Origin of the sequence: Ruminococcus sp. B05 (genome assembly GCF_003628495.1) — a bacterium.
GTDB lineage: Bacteria > Bacillota > Clostridia > Lachnospirales > Lachnospiraceae > Schaedlerella > Schaedlerella hominis.
The window spans coordinates 24,820-42,600 of sequence record NZ_RBZR01000017.1 but is presented as its reverse complement, the minus strand read 5'-3'; the positions used below and the strand labels follow the sequence as shown (position 1 = coordinate 42,600).

Sequence of the window (17,781 nt, the reverse complement as noted above, 5' to 3'; positions counted from 1 at the left end):
AGAAGGGAGAAAATGATATGATTACAGTAAATGCAATGGGCGATGCATGCCCGATTCCAGTTATAAAAACAAAAAAAGCAATACAGAAAGTAACCGGTGCAGAGACAATTGAAGTATTGGTTGATAATGAGATTGCAGTTCAGAATGTGACAAAGATGGCACAGAGTTCAGGGGGAACAGTAACATCTGAAAAATTAGCTGAAAAAGAATTTAAAGTTACGATTCAGCTTAGTGGCGCAGTTGCGAAGGATACAGAAGCTGCGCCGGTCACATGTATACCTGACAGCAGAAGAAATACAGTTGTTGTGATTGCAGCAGATCATATGGGTGAAGGGAAAGAAGATCTTGGCAAAGTTTTAATTAAAGGATTTATTTTTGCACTGACACAGCTAGAAGAACTTCCAAAGACAATTTTATTTTATAATGGTGGTGCAAAAATCACAGCAGAGGGTTCTGAATCGTTGGAAGATTTGAAGACCTTGGAAGCACAGGGCGTTGAGATTATGACATGTGGAACTTGCCTTGACTACTATGGACTGAAAGAAAAACTCAAGGTTGGAACTGTGACAAATATGTATAGTATTGTAGAAACTATGAATAATGCAGACAAAATTCTTCGTCCATAAGCAGAGGGGAGGAAATGGAATGAAAACGAGAGATGAGATCAGACTCACTCATATGACGAATACCGCCGGATGAGCGGCTAAAATCGGTCCTGAGACCCTTGCCCAGGTTCTGGGCAAGCTGCCAAAATTCCAGGATGAGAATCTCCTGGTAGGAATTGAGACATCGGATGATGCCGCAATTTATAAAATTACAGATGAAATCGCAATGATACAGACGGTGGATTTTTTTACACCGGTAGTAGATGATCCATATACGTTTGGACAGATCGCAGCAGCAAACTCACTTAGTGATGTCTACGCAATGGGCGGAGAGCCAAAGATTGCTTTGAATGTCGTTGGATTTCCAAATTGCCTTGATCCGTCTATCCTTGCAGACATATTAAGAGGTGGTGCAGACAAGGTAAAAGAAGCGGGAGCTGTTCTTGTAGGAGGACATTCTGTTCAGGATAATGAACCGAAGTATGGATTGTGTGTTTCCGGGTTTGTGCATCCGAAAAAAATATTTAAAAATTATGGCTGCAGACCGGGGGATGCATTGATTTTGACAAAGCCAATCGGAAGTGGAGTAGTAAACACAGCAGTGAAAGCAGAGATGGCTTTTGAAAGTTCGATGCAGGAAGCAATTAAAGTGATGTCTTCTTTAAATAAAAAGGCAAAAGAAGTGATTGAAAAATATCCAATATCAGCCTGTACGGATGTAACCGGTTTTGGTTTACTGGGGCATTGTGCGGAGATGGCATCGGCAAGTGAGGTGAGCTTTGACATTTATGTGGATGATGTAGCATATATTGACGGAGCCGTGGAGCTTGCACAGATGGGACTTGTGCCGGCAGGTTCCTATAAGAATAGGGAATATTCCGGTCATATGGTAGATACAGGTGATGCAACGGAGACAGATATTGATCTTCTCTATGACCCGCAGACTTCAGGTGGTCTGCTGATTAGTGTGGCACCGGAGTATGCAGATGATATTATGAATGCATTTGAAGCACATGGTCTGGAAACGAGAGCTTCGCGAATCGGTACGGTGAGGGAAGCAGACGAAAAGTGGATATATCTAAAAAAATAGTATCGAAAAATGCGAAAGAACTTATAGAAAAAATCTATAAGTTCTTTCATTTATTATAGGTTTCAATTAGACTGAAAAAATTTTAGGTAGTATAATATTTTTTAGAGAAAAACAAGAGGATAAACAATGGAAAAACATACGATTTATATGGACAATGCAGCAACCACACTGCCTAAGCCACCAGAAGTGGCAGAAGCAATCGTACAGGCAATAAATCATCTTGGTAATGCAGGAAGAGGAAGTACGGAGGCGTCGTTGGATGCAGCGAGAGTTATTTATGATACGAGGGAACGCCTTGGAAGAATGTTTCATGCAGAGAATCCAAAGCAGATTGCCTTTACAAGCAATGCAACGGAAAGTCTGAACATTGCGATCCAAGGGCTGATCAATCCCGGAGATCATGTGATCACAACGGTGATGGAACATAATTCGGTTCTCAGACCATTATATGAGCGGCAGCAGGCGGGAGCAACATTGACGATTTTGCCGGCTGACGAGGATGGTAATATTTCATATGATATGCTGGAAGCGGCGGTGAGACAAGAGACAAAAGCAATTATTTGCACGCACGGTTCGAATCTTACGGGAAATCTCAATGATATTGAACGAATCGGGAAGATTGCGAAAGCGCACAAGCTGTTATTTATTGTAGATGCATCTCAAACAGCAGGTGTATTTCCAATAGATGTACAGAAGATGGGGATTGATGTGCTTTGTTTTACCGGGCATAAGAGTTTGTATGGTCCGCAAGGAACGGGCGGAATCTATGTGAGAAATGGCATAAAGATCAGACCGCTGAAACGAGGTGGGAGTGGGGTTGATACTTACAATCACAATCATCCGGAACAGATGCCGACAGCACTGGAGGCAGGAACTTTGAATGGTCATGGGATCGCAGGACTCAATGCAGCTTTAAAGTATGTGGAAGAAAAGGGGATGGATGTAATTAAAGAGGTTGCATTGCAGAGAGCCTGGCAATTTTACGATGGCATCAAGAAAATCCCGGGAGTGGCCATATATGGAGATTTTTCTAAAAGAGAGAGATGCCCGATTGTCTCATTTAATTTGTATGATTATGATTCGGCAGAGGTTAGTGATGAACTTTTGATGTCGTATGGTATTTCTACAAGAGCGGGAGGACACTGCGCTCCACTGATGCATGAATCCCTACACAATGCCAAGCAGGGGGCGGTTCGCTTTAGTTTTTCTCATTTCAACACAAAGGAAGAAGTAGAAATTGCGATTCGGGCAGTATGTGAATTGTCCGAGGAGTGAGAAATGGGAGGTTTAGTATGAATTTTGCAGGTTCAAAGAAGAAAATGGCATTAGCCGGAGTGCTTTGTGGATTAGTTGCAGCATGTCTGGCATATTTTGGAAATCCGGCAAACATGGCAATCTGTGTTGCATGTTTCATTCGTGATACAGCAGGTGCGCTTGGAATGCATCAGGCAGCAGTTGTACAGTATGCGAGACCGGAGATAGTTGGAATTATACTTGGATCATTGATAATTTCACTGGCTACAAAGGAATATTGTGCGACAGCCGGTTCAGCTACAATGACACGTTTTATATTAGGTATGATTCTTACAATCGGAGCACTTGTATTTTTAGGATGCCCACTGCGTATGGTAATTCGTATGTCAGCAGGTGACTTGAATGCATGGGTTGCACTGATTGGATTTGTTCTTGGAGTAGGAACAGGTGTAATTGTTTTAAAACAGGGATATTCGCTTGGAAGAGCTTATCCGGCAAAGAAATCTTCAGGAATGATCATTTCTGTGATTGCAGTAGGAATTTTATTATTAGCTTTATTTACAACATTATTAAAATCCAGTGAAGCAGGTCCTGGAAGTATGCATGCACCCGTTGCAATTTCTCTGATTGGAGGGCTTTTGTTCGGAGCATTTGCACAGAAATCAAGAATGTGCTTCGCAGGAAGTGTCCGTGATATTATTTTAATGAGAAATTTTGAGTTAGTATCAGTGATCGGTGGATTCTTTGTAGTTATGCTCATTTACAATCTGATAACAGGAAACTTTGCACTTAGCTTTAATACACCTGGTGTAATTGCACATTCAGAACATTTGTGGAATATCCTTGGTATGTATGCGGTTGGTTTCGCAGCAGTTCTTGCAGGAGGATGCCCGCTGCGTCAGCTTGTTCTTGCAGGACAGGGATCATCTGATTCAGCCGTTACAGTTGTAGGAATGTTTGTTGGAGCAGCATTGAGCCATAATCTTGGACTCGCATCAAGCGGAACAGCTTTGAATCCAGAAACAAAAGAAGTGGTTGCAGGTGCAGTGACAGCAAATGGTAAAATCGCAGTTATTATATGTATTGTTGCTTGTTTTGTAATTGCATTTACAAATCGTCGTAAAACAGCTTAAAATAGAAAAGAGGGATTCATATGAAAACAGTAGATGCGAGAGGTTTATCTTGTCCGGAGCCATTAATGTTAACTGCCGAAGCTATGAAAAATATGGATGGAGCAGTAAAGGTATTGGTGACAGAGCCACATCAAAAGACAAATGTAGAAAAATATGCTCAGAATCATGGAAAGAAAGCAACATCAGTACAGACTGATGATGGATTTGAAGTGACGATTGAGTAAAATAAAAGGGCGGAGATAAACTGAGCGGATCGGATAAAGAGAAGGATTTGGATTATGAGAAAGAAAGAATTAAAGCTCGTTGTAACATTTCATACAACGGCAGATGCTATGGCGATGGAAAAAGCCTGTAAAGCAGATCAGATACCGGGAAGACTGATACCGGTTCCACGGTCTATATCCGCAGGGTGCGGACTTTCCTGGTGCGCATTGCCGGGGGAAGAAGACGCAATAAGAGAAGAAATGAAAAAAGTTGGAATTGAAGAAGAAGCATTGCATCAGGTTATGGTTTAATGCAAAAACAAAGGACACAGTTTTCGCTGTGTCCTTTGTCTTTTTTGGTATGTCATTGAGAGGTTAACTTCTCGCTGCTCCGCAGTCAATAATGTATACAAATCTGGGGAAAACCCTGATAAACAGGGCGTATATATTAATTGGAGTTCATCGGCGCAGGATCATCTTTGGGGGAAATGAACGGCGTCAATGTAACTGCAAGAGCAACAAAAATGGTTGGGGGTCCTATGTTGATAGGACTTGACTTATAAACAACGAAAAATGTATTTTTAATAATTCTGCGATAAATGATGAGTCTCAAATACAAAAAAGACAGTCTCCCCCTCTTGGAAAACCGCCCTTGGTTTCATTTATCTATAAGTCTTTTTCAATATACTACTTTAGTGTGGTAATGTCAAGAGGTGAAAAAAGAATTATTTATAAAAAGAGTTTCTTCCTATATATAATGAAAATGTTTTGAACGTATAGGATGGAGTGGCGTTGTGCAAATAGCACAGAAGAATTGGTTGGGAATTGAGATAAATAACAAAAATCATAAAAAAGAAAAAAATACAAAAAAATATAAAAAAGTACTTGCAATATGGACGATGATTGGTTATACTAAGAGAGCTGTGGCATGATAGCTGTGAAGCGAGAGGTTGCTGCTGACATGTAAATACATGATGGCAGGTTTTCCGTGGAGCGAATGTCAAGTTAGGAAACTGGCGACAAGTCACTGTACGAATCATAACTGATTACAACTTACCACTAAAGGTAAAAGTATGAAACAACGTGTAAGTCTGCATGACACACACGGGAGAGTGTACAGTCACCGCTTGTCGTACTGGGTTTAAAAGTACGAAAAGGAGGCGACTTTTTTTATGGCAAGTCAAGTAATGAGAATCACATTGAAAGCATATGATCATCAGTTAGTTGATGCATCTGCTAAAAAAATCATCGAAACTGTTAAGAAAAACGGAGCACAGGTGAGCGGACCGGTACCGCTTCCAACTAAGAAGGAAGTAGTTACAATTCTGAGAGCCGTACACAAATATAAAGACTCTAGAGAGCAGTTCGAGCAGAGAACTCATAAGAGACTCATCGACATTGCTGCACCAACACAGAAAACAGTTGATGCACTGTCAAGATTGGAAATGCCAGCTGGTGTATTCATCGACATCAAGATGAAAAACAAATAAGCTGACAGCACAAGAAATTAAGAAACAGTAATTCCTATAATTTAGGATGAGCACCCAAGTGGTGTTCCGCTGTAAATCACAGGAGGTAATTATAATGAAGAAAGCTATTTTAGCTACTAAAGTCGGAATGACTCAAATCTTCAACGAAGATGGAACATTGATTCCGGTAACTGTACTTCAGGCTGGTCCTTGTGTAGTAACACAGGTTAAAACAGTTGAGAACGACGGTTACAGCGCAGTCCAGGTTGGTTTTGTAGACAAGAAAGAAAAGATTGTCACAAAAGATGGAAACGGCAAAAAAGAAATCGCACACAGAAACGGTATCACAAGAGCTGAGAAAGGACATTTCGATAAAGCCGGCGTTTCTGGTAAGAGATATGTAAAAGAGTTCAGATTTGAAAATGCTGAAGAATATACATTAGCTCAGGAAATTAAAGCTGATATCTTTGAAGCAGGAGACAAAATTGATGCTACTGCAATTTCAAAAGGTAAAGGTTTCCAGGGAGCAATCAAGCGTCACGGACAGAGCAGAGGACCTATGACTCATGGTTCTAAATTCCACCGTCACGCAGGTTCTAATGGTTCTGCATCCGATCCTAGTAAAGTATTCAAAGGAAAGAAGATGCCAGGTCAGATGGGTAACAAACAGATTACTGTTCAGAATCTTGAGATCGTAAGAGTTGACGCTGATAACAACCTGTTGTTAGTTAAAGGCTCTGTACCGGGACCAAAGAAGAGTCTGGTAACAATCAAAGAAACAGTAAAGGCAAACTAGTCTGACAACAGGAAAGGAGGAACACACAGATGGCAAACGTATCTGTTTATAATATCGAAGGTAAAGAAGTTGGTACAATCGATTTGAACGATGCTGTATTTGGTGTTGAGGTTAACGAACATCTTGTACACATGGCAGTTGTAAGCCAGCTTGCAAATAATCGTCAGGGAACACAGAAAGCGAAAACTCGCTCAGAAGTTTCTGGAGGCGGAAGAAAACCATGGAGACAAAAAGGAACAGGTCATGCAAGACAGGGTTCTACAAGAGCTCCACAGTGGACAGGCGGCGGAGTTGTATTCGCACCAGTTCCGAGAGATTATTCATTCAAGATGAATAAGAAAGAGAAGAGAGCTGCACTTCAGTCAGCACTTACTTCAAGAGTAGAAGAGAACAAATTCATCGTTGTTGATGAGTTAAACTTTGATGAAATCAAAACAAAGAAATTCCAGGAAGTTCTGAACAACCTGAATGTAAACAAAGCATTGGTAGTTCTTGAAGATGGAAATACAAACGTTGAGATTTCAGCTAGAAACATTGCTGGAGTAAAAACAGCAAAAACAAATACAATCAATGTATACGACATCTTAAAATACAACACAGTAATCGCTACAAAAGCTGCTGTTGCAACTATTGAGGAGGTGTACGCATAATGGCAAACATTCAGTATTATGATGTAATCCTTAAACCAGTGATCACAGAGAAGAGCATGGAGCTTATGGCTGACAAGAAATACACATTCCTTGTACACACAGAGGCTACAAAATCTCAGATCAAAGAAGCAGTTGAGAAAATGTTCGCTGGAACAAAAGTTAAAAGCGTTAACACAATGAATCTTGATGGAAAAAACAAGAGACGTGGAATGACAATCGGAAAAACTGCTAAGACAAAGAAAGCTATCGTACAGCTTACAGAAGAAAGCGCAGATATCGAGATTTTTGAAGGTCTGTAAATCGCGCTGATGAATCACCATTGTCACTAGGCTCGAGAAAACCTCGTCAAGTGCAAAGGTGTACGTTCACACTAAACTCGAGAAGACCTCGTCAAGTGTGAACAGCATAGACGGTGCAAATCCGTGAAACGAATAATTAGGTATTGCGAAAGGAGAAAAAGTAATGGGAATCAAAACATATAACCCATATACACCTTCCAGAAGACAGATGACTGGCTCTGATTTCTCTGAAATCACAAAAACAACTCCTGAAAAATCTTTATTAGATTCTAAGAAGAGAACAGCTGGTCGTAACAGTCAGGGTAAAATTACAGTAAGACACCGCGGAGGCGGAGCTAAAAAGAAATATAGAATTATCGACTTTAAGAGAAATAAAGACGGAATTCCAGCAAAAGTTGTTGGTATCGAATACGATCCAAACAGAACAGCTAATATCGCTTTAATCTGCTACGCAGATGGTGAGAAAGCTTACATCCTTGCTCCAGAAGGATTAAAAGATGGAATGACAGTTATGAATGGTGAGAACGCAGAGGTTAGAGTAGGAAACTGCTTACCACTTGCTAACATCCCAGTTGGTACACAGATCCACAACATCGAGCTTTATCCAGGAAAAGGCGGACAGCTTGTTCGTTCAGCAGGAAACAGCGCTCAGTTGATGGCTAAAGAAGGAAAATATGCTACACTCAGACTTCCATCAGGAGAGATGAGAATGGTGCCAATCATTTGTAGAGCATCTGTTGGTGTTGTTGGAAATGGAGAGCACAACCTGATCAACATCGGTAAAGCAGGACGTAAACGTCACATGGGTATCAGACCTACAGTTCGTGGTTCTGTTATGAACCCGAATGACCATCCACACGGTGGTGGTGAAGGTAAGACAAGCATCGGTCGTCCAGGTCCATGTACTCCATGGGGTAAACCGGCACTTGGTCTTAAGACACGTAAGAAAAACAAATCTTCTAACAAGTTAATCGTAAGAAGAAGAGACGGTAAAGGTATCAAATAATTAGTTTACAAGGAGGTTAGAACCTATGGCTCGCTCACTTAAAAAAGGACCATTTGCAGACGAAAGCTTACTTAAAAAAGTAGACGCTATGAACGCTGCAGGTGATAAATCAGTTATTAAGACATGGTCACGTCGTTCTACAATCTTCCCATCATTCGTAGGGCATACATTTGCCGTACATGATGGAAGAAAACATGTGCCTGTATATGTTACAGAAGATATGGTTGGACACAAACTCGGAGAGTTCGTTGCAACAAGAACATACAGAGGACATGGAAAAGACGAGAAGAAGTCAAGAGTTAGATAATAGATCAACATATTTCGAAAGGAGGGTTCATCCATGGCTAAAGGACATAGATCCCAAATCAAGAGAGAAAGAAATGCACAGAAAGATACAAGACCATCAGCTAAGATTTCTTACGCTAGAGTATCTGTTCAGAAAGCATGTTTCGTATTAGATGCCATCAGAGGTAAGGATGTACAGACAGCACTTGGTATTTTAGCTTACAATCCAAGATATGCTTCAAGTGTTATAGAAAAATTATTAAAATCAGCAATCGCTAATGCTGAGAACAACAACGGTATGAGCGTTGAGAACCTTTATATTGAAGAGTGTTACGCAAATAAAGGACCAACAATGAAGAGAATCAGACCAAGAGCACAGGGTAGAGCTTACAGAATCGAAAAGAGAATGAGCCACATCACTATCGTGCTGAATGAAAGATAAGGAGGAACACAATGGGACAGAAAGTTAATCCTCATGGCTTAAGAGTCGGAGTTATTAAAGACTGGGATTCCAAGTGGTATGCTGAAAAGGATTTCGCTGATAATCTGGTAGAAGACCATGAAATCAGAACATTCTTAAAGAAAAGATTATACAGCGCTGGAATTTCAAAAATTGAAATTGAAAGAGCGTCTGATCGTGTTAAGATCATCGTATATACAGCAAAACCTGGCGTAGTAATCGGTAAAGGTGGAGCAGAAATTGAGAAAGTGAAAGCAGAGCTTGCACAGTTCACAGACAAAAAGCTTATCGTTGATATCAAAGAAGTTAAGAGACCAGATAAAGACGCACAGCTTGTAGCTGAAAATATTGCACAGCAGCTTGAGAATCGTATTTCATTCAGACGTGCTATGAAATCTTGCATGTCAAGAACAATGAAATCAGGAGCACTTGGTGTTAAGACATCTGTATCAGGACGTCTTGGTGGAGCAGATATGGCTCGTACAGAGTTCTACAGCGAAGGAACTATTCCACTTCAGACATTAAGAGCTGACATTGATTATGGATTCGCAGAAGCTGATACAACTTACGGAAAAGTCGGTGTAAAGGTTTGGATTTACAAAGGCGAAGTTCTTCCAACTAAGGCTGAAAAGGAAGGGAGCGATAAATAATGTTAATGCCAAAAAGAGTAAAACGTCGTAAACAGTTCCGTGGAACTATGAAGGGTAAAGCCCTCAGAGGTAACACGATTTCATATGGTGAATATGGTATTGTCGCAACAGAACCATGCTGGATTCGTTCTAACCAGATCGAAGCAGCCCGTGTCGCTATGACTCGTTATATCAAACGTGGTGGTAAAGTTTGGATCAAAATATTCCCAGATAAACCGGTAACAGCAAAACCAGCAGAAACTCGTATGGGTAGTGGTAAAGGTGCATTAGAGTACTGGGTAGCAGTAGTTAAACCAGGTCGTGTAATGTTCGAGATCGCAGGTGTTTCAGAAGAAATCGCAAGAGAGGCACTTCGTCTTGCAATGCACAAATTACCTTGCAAATGCAAAATCGTTTCTCGCGCAGAATTAGAAGGCGGTGACAACAGTGAAAATTAATACATTTGTAAACGAATTAAGAGGAAAATCCGTAGAGGAATTGAATGAAGAATTAGTAGCTGCTAAGAAAGAGCTTTTTAACTTAAGATTCCAGAACGCAACAAATCAGCTTGACAATACAAGCAGAATCAAAGAAGTAAGAAAGAATATCGCACGTATTCAGACTCTGATTACAGAGGCAGGCCGATAGGAAAGGAGTAGCAACTGTGGAAGAGAGAAATTTGAGAAAAGTTCGTGTTGGCAAAGTTGTCAGCGACAAAATGGATAAAACTATCGTTGTAGCAGTTGAGGACCACGTGAAACACCCACTTTATAAGAAAATCGTTAAGAGAACTTATAAACTGCAGGCTCACGATGAGAACAACGAATGCAACATTGGAGATACAGTAAAAGTTATGGAAACAAGACCACTGTCTAAAAACAAAAGATGGAGACTTGTTGAGATTATGGAGAAAGCAAAATAATATTGGTTTCGCATATTACAAGAGTATAATTGAACTAGAAGTTCAACGAATGTATATTGAAGGAGGTTTACCTGCATGATACAACAGGAAAGTAGACTTAAAGTAGCAGACAACACAGGTGCTAAAGAATTACTGTGTATCCGTGTACTTGGCGGTTCTACAAGAAGATATGCCAATATCGGAGATGTTATCGTTGCGACTGTTAAAGATGCAACACCAGGCGGCGTTGTTAAAAAAGGTGACGTTGTGAAAGCTGTAGTTGTTCGTACTGTAAAAGGTGCTCGTCGTAAAGACGGATCTTATATCAGATTCGATGAAAATGCTGCTGTAATTATAAAAGACGATTTGAACCCACGTGGAACACGTATTTTTGGACCAGTAGCCAGAGAGCTTAGAGAGAAACACTTTATGAAGATCGTTTCTCTGGCTCCGGAAGTACTGTAGGGAGGTGCCGAGAATGTCAACTATGAAAATTAAAAAAGGTGATACAGTTAAAGTTATCGCTGGTAAAGATAAAGACAAAGAAGGCAAAGTTATTGCCGTTAATCAGAAAGACGGAAAAGTTCTGGTTGAAGGTGTCAACATGCTGACAAAGCACACAAAACCAAGCGTTGCTAATCAGAATGGTGGAATCATCCACCAGGAAGGACCAATCGATATTTCTAACGTGATGTATGTTCACAAAGGAAAAGCTACAAGAGTTGGTTTCAAAATGGATGGCGACAAAAAAGTTCGTGTTGCTAAATCAACAGGCGAAGTAATTGACTAATTCAAGGAAGGAGGACTTAAACGTTGAGTAGACTGAAAGATCAGTATCAGAATGAGATCGTTGACGCAATGATCAAAAAATTCGGATATAAAAATATTATGGAAGTGCCTAAGCTTGACAAAGTTGTTATTAACATGGGTGTAGGCGAGGCAAAAGACAATGCAAAAGTTTTAGAATCTGCTGTAGCTGATATGGAAAAAATCACTGGACAGAAAGCAGTTCTGACAAGAGCAAAAAATTCTGTAGCTAACTTCAAAATCAGAGAAGGTATGCCAATCGGATGTAAAGTTACATTAAGAGGAGAAAAGATGTATGAGTTCGTTGATCGTCTGATCAACCTTGCACTTCCTCGTGTACGTGACTTTAGAGGTGTAAATCCTAATGCATTTGATGGAAGAGGAAACTATGCACTTGGAATTAAAGAGCAGTTAATTTTCCCAGAGATCGAGTATGATAAAATTGATAAAGTCAGAGGTATGGATGTAATTTTCGTTACAACTGCTAAAACTGACGAAGAAGCACGTGAATTATTGACTCAGTTCAATATGCCATTTACTAAATAAGGAGGAGAATTTCATGGCTAAGACATCTATGAAAATTAAACAGCAGCGCAAACCAAAATTCTCGACAAGAGAATATAGCCGTTGCAGAATTTGTGGTCGTCCACATGCATATTTAAGAAAATATGGTATCTGCCGTATCTGCTTCCGTGAACTGGCATATAAAGGTGAGATTCCGGGAGTTAAGAAAGCAAGTTGGTAAGAAGGAGGATTTTACACCATGACTATGAGTGATCCAATCGCAGATATGCTTACAAGAATCCGTAATGCAAATACTGCTAAACATGATACAGTTGATGTACCTGCATCAAAGATGAAAATCGCGATTGCTGATATTCTTTTGGATGAAGGATACATTGCAAAATATGATATCGTAGAAGATGGAAACTTCAAGACAATGCATATCACATTGAAATATGGCGCAGACAAGAATGAAAAAGTTATTTCTGGTCTGAAGAGAATTTCTAAACCAGGACTTCGTGTGTATGCTAACAGCGAAGAGATGCCAAAAGTACTTGGCGGACTTGGAACAGCTATCGTTTCTACAAACAAAGGTGTTATCACAGATAAAGAAGCTAGAAAATTAGGCGTTGGTGGAGAAGTACTCTGCTTCGTTTGGTAGCCTGAAAAAGGAAACACGCTCGTCACTAGGTTCGAAAGAACCGCATCAAGTGTCGAGGTGTGCTTTCGCACTAGGCTTGAGGGAAACCTCGCCAAGTGCTCATTGCAACTGAAAACAGAGCGGACAAAGGATCCGCTCCGAAAATTTAAGTTATAGGAGGATAAAGGTATGTCACGTATAGGAAGACTGCCAATCACAATTCCAGCTGGAGTAAAAGTTGAAATTGCTGAGAATAATGTAGTGACTGTAACAGGTCCTAAAGGAACTCTTACAAAAGAGCTTCCAGTAGAAATGGAAATCAAACAGGAAGGCGAAGAAGTAATCGTTACAAGACCAAACGATCTGAAGAGAATGAAATCCCTTCACGGTCTTACAAGAACACTGATCAACAACATGGTAATCGGTGTAACTGACGGATACGAAAAAGTTCTGGAAGTAAACGGTGTTGGATACAGAGCTTCTAAGTCTGGAAATAAACTTACATTGAATCTTGGATATTCACATCCAGTAGAAATGACAGATCCAGAAGGTATAGAAACAGTTCTGGAAGGTCAGAATAAGATTACTGTAAAAGGTATCAGCAAAGAAAAAGTTGGCCAGTACGCAGCTGAAATCAGAGATAAGAGAAGACCAGAACCTTACAAAGGTAAAGGTATTAAATATGCTGATGAAGTTATCAGACGTAAAGTTGGTAAGACTGGTAAGAAATAATTAAGGAGGGTGTGAATAATGGTTAGTAAGAAATCAAGAGTTGAAGTTCGTAGAAAAAAACACATGAAATTGCGTAACCGTTTCAGCGGAACAGCTGAAAGACCACGTTTGGCAGTGTTTAGAAGTAATAATCACATGTATGCTCAGATCATTGACGATACAGTTGGAAATACTCTGGTATCCGCTTCCACTCTTCAGAAAGACGTGAAAGCTGAGCTTGAGAAAACTAACAACGTTGATGCAGCAGCATATCTTGGAAAAGTAATTGCTGAAAAAGCAATGGCAAAAGGTATTACAGAAGTTGTCTTTGATAGAGGCGGCTTTATCTACCAGGGAAAAATTAAAGCATTAGCAGACGCAGCTAGAGAAGCTGGACTGAATTTCTAGGAAGGGAGAACACATATGAGACAGGAACGTATTGATGCTAGTCAGTTAGAGTTAGAAGAAAAAGTGGTATCAATTAAACGTGTTACCAAGGTCGTAAAAGGTGGTCGTAACATGAGATTCACAGCTTTAGTAGTTGTAGGCGACGGAAAAGGCCACGTTGGTGCAGGTTTAGGAAAAGCTACTGAAATCCCGGAAGCTATCCGTAAAGGTAAAGAAGATGCAACAAAGAAACTGATTGAGGTTTCACTTGATGAGAACGACAGTGTACAGCATGATGTTATCGGAAAATTTGGAAGCGCTTCTGTATTGTTAAAGAAAGCTCCAGAAGGTACTGGAGTAATCGCTGGTGGTCCAGCGCGTGCGGTTATCGAGTTGGCAGGAATCAAAAATATCCGTACAAAATCATTAGGTTCTAACAATAAACAGAACGTAGTACTTGCTACAATCGAAGGTCTTAGAGGAGTTAAAACTCCAGAGGCTGTTGCTAGACTTCGTGGTAAATCAGTAGAAGAGATCGTAGGCTAAGAGATAGGGCTTGTGCTCTGTCACATAATAGGAGGTAAGGTTAAATGGCAAATTTAAAAGTTACACTGGTTAAGTCTACTATCGGTGCTATACCAAAGCATAGAAAAACTGTAGAAGCTTTGGGACTGAAAAAGCTGAACAAAACAGTTGTATTACCAGATAATGCAGCAACAAGAGGTATGGTACAGCAGGTAAGACACTTAGTGAAAGTTGAAGAAGAAGCGTAAAGCATAAATCGATAAGGAGGTAATATCATGGACTTATCAAATTTAAGACCGGCAGACGGTTCTAAACATAGTGATAATTTCAGAAGAGGCCGTGGACACGGTTCTGGAAATGGTAAGACAGCTGGTAAGGGTCATAAAGGTCAGAAAGCTCGTTCAGGAGCTACAAGACCAGGCTTTGAAGGTGGTCAGATGCCTTTATACAGAAGATTGCCAAAGAGAGGTTTCAAATGCAGAAACTCTAAAGAGATCGTTGGCATCAACCTGAGCGCATTAGAAATTTTTGAAGATGGCGCTACAGTATCCGTTGAGACATTAATCGAAAACGGAATCGTTAAAAACCCAAAAGATGGTGTAAAAATTCTTGGAAATGGAGAGTTTACTAAGAAACTCACAGTTCAGGCTAATGCATTCAGTGCAAAAGCAGCTGAGAAGATTGAGTCCCTTGGTGGAAAAGCAGAGGTGATCTAATGCTAGATACAGTACGAAGAGCATTTAAAATAGAGGACGTACGAAAGAGACTTTTCTATACATTCATGATGCTTATCGTTGTTAGACTTGGTTCCGAACTGCCTACACCGGGTGTGGATCCAACTTATATTCAGAATTTTTTCGCGAGTCAGACCGGAGATGCATTCAATTTTTTTGATGCATTTACCGGAGGCTCCTTTACACAGATGTCGGTGTTTGCATTGAGCATAACACCGTACATCACATCTTCTATCATCATACAGCTGTTGACAATTGCAATTCCAAAACTAGAAGAAATGCAGAAAGACGGTCCGGATGGTAGAAAGAAGTTAGCAGCAATTACACGTTATGTAACCGTAGCACTTGCATTAATCCAGTCTACAGCTATGGCTGTCGGATTCGGACGTCAGGGACTACTTGTTGAATATAATTTTGTAAATGCTGCAATTGTTGTATGTACATTAACTGCCGGTTCTGCATTCTTAATGTGGATCGGTGAGCGTATTACGGAAAAAGGTGTTGGAAATGGTATTTCCATTGTGCTGTTAATCAATATTATTTCACGTGTACCAAGTGATTTTGTGACTCTGTTTGAGCAGTTTATCAAAGGTAAGACTCTTGCAAAAGGTTTACTCTCAGCAGTGATCATTCTCGCTGTAGTGCTCGTTGTTATCTTTCTTGTAGTGATTTTGCAAGACGGCGAAAGAAGAATTGCAGTACAGTATTCACAGAAAGTTCAAGGAAGAAAGACTTATGGTGGTCAGTCTTCACATATTCCGTTAAAGGTAAATACAGCAGGCGTTATACCAGTAATTTTTGCATCATCACTGATGCAGTTCCCGATTGTTATTGCTCAATTCCTTGGAAAAGGAAATGGTACTGGAATCGGAAGTCAGATTCTGAAGTGTATGAACTCAAATAACTGGTGTGATCCAAATAACTTAATATATTCAATCGGTCTGGTTGTTTATATCGTACTTACAATTTTCTTTGCATATTTCTATACATCGATTACTTTTAATCCGTTAGAGATTGCAAATAATATGAAGAAGAGCGGAGGCTTTATTCCGGGAATCCGTCCTGGTAAGCCAACAGTAGAATACTTGACAAAGATTTTAAATTATATTATTTTTGTTGGAGCATGTGGTCTTGTAATCATTCAGGTGATTCCGTACTTCTTTAATGGTGTATTCGGAGCAAATGTTTCGTTTGGTGGAACATCAATCATTATTATTGTTGGTGTTGTTCTTGAGACATTAAAGCAGATTGAATCCCAGATGTTAGTACGTAACTACACAGGATTTTTGAATACCAAGGGCGGTTCTATGAAGAATAGTTTTCTTGGATATTAATGATAATATTTAGCTCGTTGTACTTTATCCTTAGAGGATGGAGTGCGGCGGGTTAATGTGCTATTCAGAGAATTATAAAATTTTCGGTAAAAACAAAGGAGGCATATTATGAAAATTATTATGTTAGGTGCACCGGGTGCGGGAAAAGGAACTCAGGCGAAGAAGATTTCTGAAAAATATCAGATTCCACACATTTCTACAGGAGATATTTTCAGAGCAAACATCAAAAATGGAACAGAGCTTGGAAAAAAAGCAAAAACATACATGGACCAGGGACTTCTTGTACCAGATGAATTGGTTGTAGATCTTGTTGTAGACCGAGTAAATCAGGATGACTGTGCAAACGGTTATGTTCTTGATGGTTTCCCGAGAACAATTCCACAGGCAGAAGCTTTAGATGCAGCACTTGCTAAGCTGGGACAGAAAGTAGACTATGCTATCAATGTGGAAGTTCCGGATGAAAATATTGTAAATCGTATGTCTGGAAGACGTGCGTGTGTAGATTGTGGAGCAACATATCATATTGTTTACGCTCCTACAAAGGTAGAAAACATTTGTGATAAATGTGGCGGCACATTAATTCTGCGTGATGATGATAAGCCGGAGACAGTTACAAAACGTCTTGGTGTTTATCATGAGCAGACACAGCCATTGATTGATTATTATACAAAATCCGGAGCTTTGAAAGAAGTAGACGGAACAATCGATATCAATGATGTATTTGCTGCGATCGTTAAGATTCTGGGAGAGTAATTTATGTTCATGGAACCTGGAATGCTTGCCAAATCTAAGGCAGGGCGGGATAAAGATTGTATATATGTCATAATTTCTGTCAATGATGAATATGTATATCTGGCTGACGGGGCGAAACGCTCTGTCAGTAATTTAAAGAAAAAAAACAGACGACATGTGCAGATTATATATAAGATGCAATGTGAAGACTGCACAGATGATGCAGCAATCCAAGAAACGATACAAAACTATATACAAAAAGCATACTGATGCTGACGTATATATAATGTAAGGAATAATTGAAATAAATATAACAGGAATTGTAAAGTGCATGAGCACGGGAGGATTTAATATGTCAAAAACTGACGTAATCGAGATCGAAGGAGTCGTAGTTGAAAAATTGCCAAACGCAATGTTTAAGGTAGAGCTTGAAAATGGACATATTGTACTTGCACATATCAGTGGAAAACTTCGTATGAATTTCATTAAGATTTTACCAGGTGACAAGGTTACATTAGAGATGTCACCATATGATCTGAGCAAAGGAAGAATTGTTTGGAGAGATAAATAAAAAAAGTGTTGACTTTTAGGATGACTTGGTGCTATACTATGAAATGGTCGTTTTTG

At 39.9% G+C, this 17,781-nt stretch carries 32 protein-coding genes; all 32 read left to right on the top strand.

The genetic code is table 11. The features are described from left to right. The first annotated feature begins 17 nt into the window (after window positions 1-17). The 32 genes from yedF (at window position 18) to infA (ending at window position 17,725) form a co-directional block, all read left to right on the top strand. Entirely contained in the window at window positions 18-626 is a 609-nt protein-coding gene (gene yedF, locus D8Q48_RS12330; protein ID WP_117990118.1) for a sulfurtransferase-like selenium metabolism protein YedF, read from the top strand. 19 nt (window positions 627-645) lie between these two features. Continuing rightward, window positions 646-1,695, top strand: coding sequence for a selenide, water dikinase SelD (selD, locus tag D8Q48_RS12325; protein WP_191855125.1), 1,050 nt, complete (start codon window positions 646-648; stop codon window positions 1,693-1,695). Between the two features lie 126 nt (window positions 1,696-1,821). After that, window positions 1,822-2,970 (top strand): aminotransferase class V-fold PLP-dependent enzyme, encoded by a 1,149-nt coding sequence (locus D8Q48_RS12320; protein WP_243116293.1) that lies wholly within the window; start codon window positions 1,822-1,824, stop codon window positions 2,968-2,970. A gap of 17 nt (window positions 2,971-2,987) precedes the next feature. Further along, a complete protein-coding gene (gene yedE / locus D8Q48_RS12315; protein WP_117990120.1) occupies window positions 2,988-4,082 on the top strand; it encodes a YedE family putative selenium transporter in 1,095 nt (364 codons plus the stop codon). A gap of 20 nt (window positions 4,083-4,102) precedes the next feature. Further along, window positions 4,103-4,306: a sulfurtransferase TusA family protein gene (locus D8Q48_RS12310; RefSeq protein WP_022075333.1), complete on the top strand. Its 204-nt coding sequence runs from the start codon at window positions 4,103-4,105 to the stop codon at window positions 4,304-4,306. 54 nt (window positions 4,307-4,360) lie between these two features. Continuing rightward, window positions 4,361-4,597, top strand: coding sequence for a DUF3343 domain-containing protein (locus D8Q48_RS12305; RefSeq protein ID WP_022075334.1), 237 nt, complete (start codon window positions 4,361-4,363; stop codon window positions 4,595-4,597). 482 nt (window positions 4,598-5,079) lie between these two features. After that, the gene (locus tag D8Q48_RS17240) at window positions 5,080-5,217 is read left to right on the top strand and encodes a hypothetical protein (protein WP_172696962.1); all 138 of its coding nucleotides are present in this window, start codon (window positions 5,080-5,082) and stop codon (window positions 5,215-5,217) included. A gap of 240 nt (window positions 5,218-5,457) precedes the next feature. After that, on the top strand, window positions 5,458-5,775 hold the full coding sequence (gene rpsJ, locus D8Q48_RS12300) for a 30S ribosomal protein S10 (RefSeq protein ID WP_022075336.1): 318 nt from the start codon (window positions 5,458-5,460) through the stop codon (window positions 5,773-5,775). A gap of 94 nt (window positions 5,776-5,869) precedes the next feature. Then, window positions 5,870-6,550: a 50S ribosomal protein L3 gene (rplC, locus tag D8Q48_RS12295; RefSeq protein WP_117990121.1), complete on the top strand. Its 681-nt coding sequence runs from the start codon at window positions 5,870-5,872 to the stop codon at window positions 6,548-6,550. Window positions 6,551-6,579: 29 nt separating this feature from the next. Continuing rightward, window positions 6,580-7,200 carry a 50S ribosomal protein L4 gene (rplD, locus tag D8Q48_RS12290; RefSeq protein ID WP_022075338.1) on the top strand — a complete coding sequence of 207 codons (621 nt, stop codon included), beginning with the start codon at window positions 6,580-6,582 and terminating at the stop codon, window positions 7,198-7,200. After that, entirely contained in the window at window positions 7,200-7,499 is a 300-nt protein-coding gene (rplW, locus tag D8Q48_RS12285) for a 50S ribosomal protein L23 (RefSeq protein ID WP_022075339.1), read from the top strand. The genes rplD and rplW overlap by 1 nt, the downstream gene beginning before the upstream one ends. A gap of 163 nt (window positions 7,500-7,662) precedes the next feature. Then, window positions 7,663-8,505: a 50S ribosomal protein L2 gene (gene rplB / locus D8Q48_RS12280; RefSeq protein WP_117990122.1), complete on the top strand. Its 843-nt coding sequence runs from the start codon at window positions 7,663-7,665 to the stop codon at window positions 8,503-8,505. A 25-nt stretch (window positions 8,506-8,530) separates the two neighbouring features. After that, window positions 8,531-8,812 (top strand): 30S ribosomal protein S19, encoded by a 282-nt coding sequence (rpsS, locus tag D8Q48_RS12275; RefSeq protein ID WP_009267280.1) that lies wholly within the window; start codon window positions 8,531-8,533, stop codon window positions 8,810-8,812. Window positions 8,813-8,845: 33 nt separating this feature from the next. Continuing rightward, window positions 8,846-9,232 carry a 50S ribosomal protein L22 gene (gene rplV / locus D8Q48_RS12270; protein WP_005612994.1) on the top strand — a complete coding sequence of 129 codons (387 nt, stop codon included), beginning with the start codon at window positions 8,846-8,848 and terminating at the stop codon, window positions 9,230-9,232. An 11-nt stretch (window positions 9,233-9,243) separates the two neighbouring features. Next, the gene (gene rpsC / locus D8Q48_RS12265) at window positions 9,244-9,900 is read left to right on the top strand and encodes a 30S ribosomal protein S3 (protein WP_117990123.1); all 657 of its coding nucleotides are present in this window, start codon (window positions 9,244-9,246) and stop codon (window positions 9,898-9,900) included. Continuing rightward, window positions 9,900-10,337 (top strand): 50S ribosomal protein L16, encoded by a 438-nt coding sequence (rplP, locus tag D8Q48_RS12260; protein ID WP_117990124.1) that lies wholly within the window; start codon window positions 9,900-9,902, stop codon window positions 10,335-10,337. Before rpsC ends, rplP begins: the two co-directional genes overlap by 1 nt. Then, window positions 10,327-10,527 (top strand): 50S ribosomal protein L29, encoded by a 201-nt coding sequence (gene rpmC / locus D8Q48_RS12255; protein ID WP_022076246.1) that lies wholly within the window; start codon window positions 10,327-10,329, stop codon window positions 10,525-10,527. The genes rplP and rpmC overlap by 11 nt, the downstream gene beginning before the upstream one ends. 16 nt (window positions 10,528-10,543) lie before the next feature. After that, on the top strand, window positions 10,544-10,801 hold the full coding sequence (gene rpsQ, locus D8Q48_RS12250; protein WP_022076247.1) for a 30S ribosomal protein S17: 258 nt from the start codon (window positions 10,544-10,546) through the stop codon (window positions 10,799-10,801). A gap of 75 nt (window positions 10,802-10,876) precedes the next feature. Beyond that, on the top strand, window positions 10,877-11,245 hold the full coding sequence (rplN, locus tag D8Q48_RS12245; protein ID WP_117990125.1) for a 50S ribosomal protein L14: 369 nt from the start codon (window positions 10,877-10,879) through the stop codon (window positions 11,243-11,245). Between the two features lie 13 nt (window positions 11,246-11,258). After that, window positions 11,259-11,570: a 50S ribosomal protein L24 gene (gene rplX / locus D8Q48_RS12240; RefSeq protein ID WP_022074456.1), complete on the top strand. Its 312-nt coding sequence runs from the start codon at window positions 11,259-11,261 to the stop codon at window positions 11,568-11,570. Window positions 11,571-11,593: 23 nt separating this feature from the next. Beyond that, the gene (gene rplE / locus D8Q48_RS12235) at window positions 11,594-12,133 is read left to right on the top strand and encodes a 50S ribosomal protein L5 (protein ID WP_022074457.1); all 540 of its coding nucleotides are present in this window, start codon (window positions 11,594-11,596) and stop codon (window positions 12,131-12,133) included. A 13-nt stretch (window positions 12,134-12,146) separates the two neighbouring features. Continuing rightward, complete coding sequence (locus tag D8Q48_RS12230) at window positions 12,147-12,332, top strand: type Z 30S ribosomal protein S14 (RefSeq protein WP_004074866.1); 186 nt, start codon at window positions 12,147-12,149, stop codon at window positions 12,330-12,332. Between the two features lie 18 nt (window positions 12,333-12,350). Then, the gene (gene rpsH, locus D8Q48_RS12225) at window positions 12,351-12,752 is read left to right on the top strand and encodes a 30S ribosomal protein S8 (RefSeq protein WP_022074458.1); all 402 of its coding nucleotides are present in this window, start codon (window positions 12,351-12,353) and stop codon (window positions 12,750-12,752) included. A 168-nt stretch (window positions 12,753-12,920) separates the two neighbouring features. Next, on the top strand, window positions 12,921-13,463 hold the full coding sequence (rplF, locus tag D8Q48_RS12220) for a 50S ribosomal protein L6 (protein ID WP_117990126.1): 543 nt from the start codon (window positions 12,921-12,923) through the stop codon (window positions 13,461-13,463). Between the two features lie 18 nt (window positions 13,464-13,481). Next, a complete protein-coding gene (gene rplR, locus D8Q48_RS12215; RefSeq protein WP_022074460.1) occupies window positions 13,482-13,850 on the top strand; it encodes a 50S ribosomal protein L18 in 369 nt (122 codons plus the stop codon). Window positions 13,851-13,865: 15 nt separating this feature from the next. Continuing rightward, complete coding sequence (gene rpsE, locus D8Q48_RS12210; RefSeq protein ID WP_118688238.1) at window positions 13,866-14,375, top strand: 30S ribosomal protein S5; 510 nt, start codon at window positions 13,866-13,868, stop codon at window positions 14,373-14,375. 44 nt (window positions 14,376-14,419) lie between these two features. Then, window positions 14,420-14,602: a 50S ribosomal protein L30 gene (gene rpmD, locus D8Q48_RS12205; protein WP_022074462.1), complete on the top strand. Its 183-nt coding sequence runs from the start codon at window positions 14,420-14,422 to the stop codon at window positions 14,600-14,602. Window positions 14,603-14,629: 27 nt separating this feature from the next. Continuing rightward, window positions 14,630-15,070 (top strand): 50S ribosomal protein L15, encoded by a 441-nt coding sequence (rplO, locus tag D8Q48_RS12200; protein ID WP_022074463.1) that lies wholly within the window; start codon window positions 14,630-14,632, stop codon window positions 15,068-15,070. Further along, the gene (gene secY / locus D8Q48_RS12195) at window positions 15,070-16,422 is read left to right on the top strand and encodes a preprotein translocase subunit SecY (protein WP_118688239.1); all 1,353 of its coding nucleotides are present in this window, start codon (window positions 15,070-15,072) and stop codon (window positions 16,420-16,422) included. Before rplO ends, secY begins: the two co-directional genes overlap by 1 nt. Window positions 16,423-16,530: 108 nt before the next feature. Further along, a complete protein-coding gene (locus tag D8Q48_RS12190) occupies window positions 16,531-17,175 on the top strand; it encodes an adenylate kinase (RefSeq protein WP_022074465.1) in 645 nt (214 codons plus the stop codon). Window positions 17,176-17,178: 3 nt separating this feature from the next. Next, on the top strand, window positions 17,179-17,424 hold the full coding sequence (locus D8Q48_RS12185) for a KOW domain-containing RNA-binding protein (RefSeq protein WP_118688240.1): 246 nt from the start codon (window positions 17,179-17,181) through the stop codon (window positions 17,422-17,424). A gap of 82 nt (window positions 17,425-17,506) precedes the next feature. After that, a complete protein-coding gene (gene infA / locus D8Q48_RS12180) occupies window positions 17,507-17,725 on the top strand; it encodes a translation initiation factor IF-1 (protein ID WP_005613024.1) in 219 nt (72 codons plus the stop codon). Window positions 17,726-17,781: the final 56 nt, after the last annotated feature.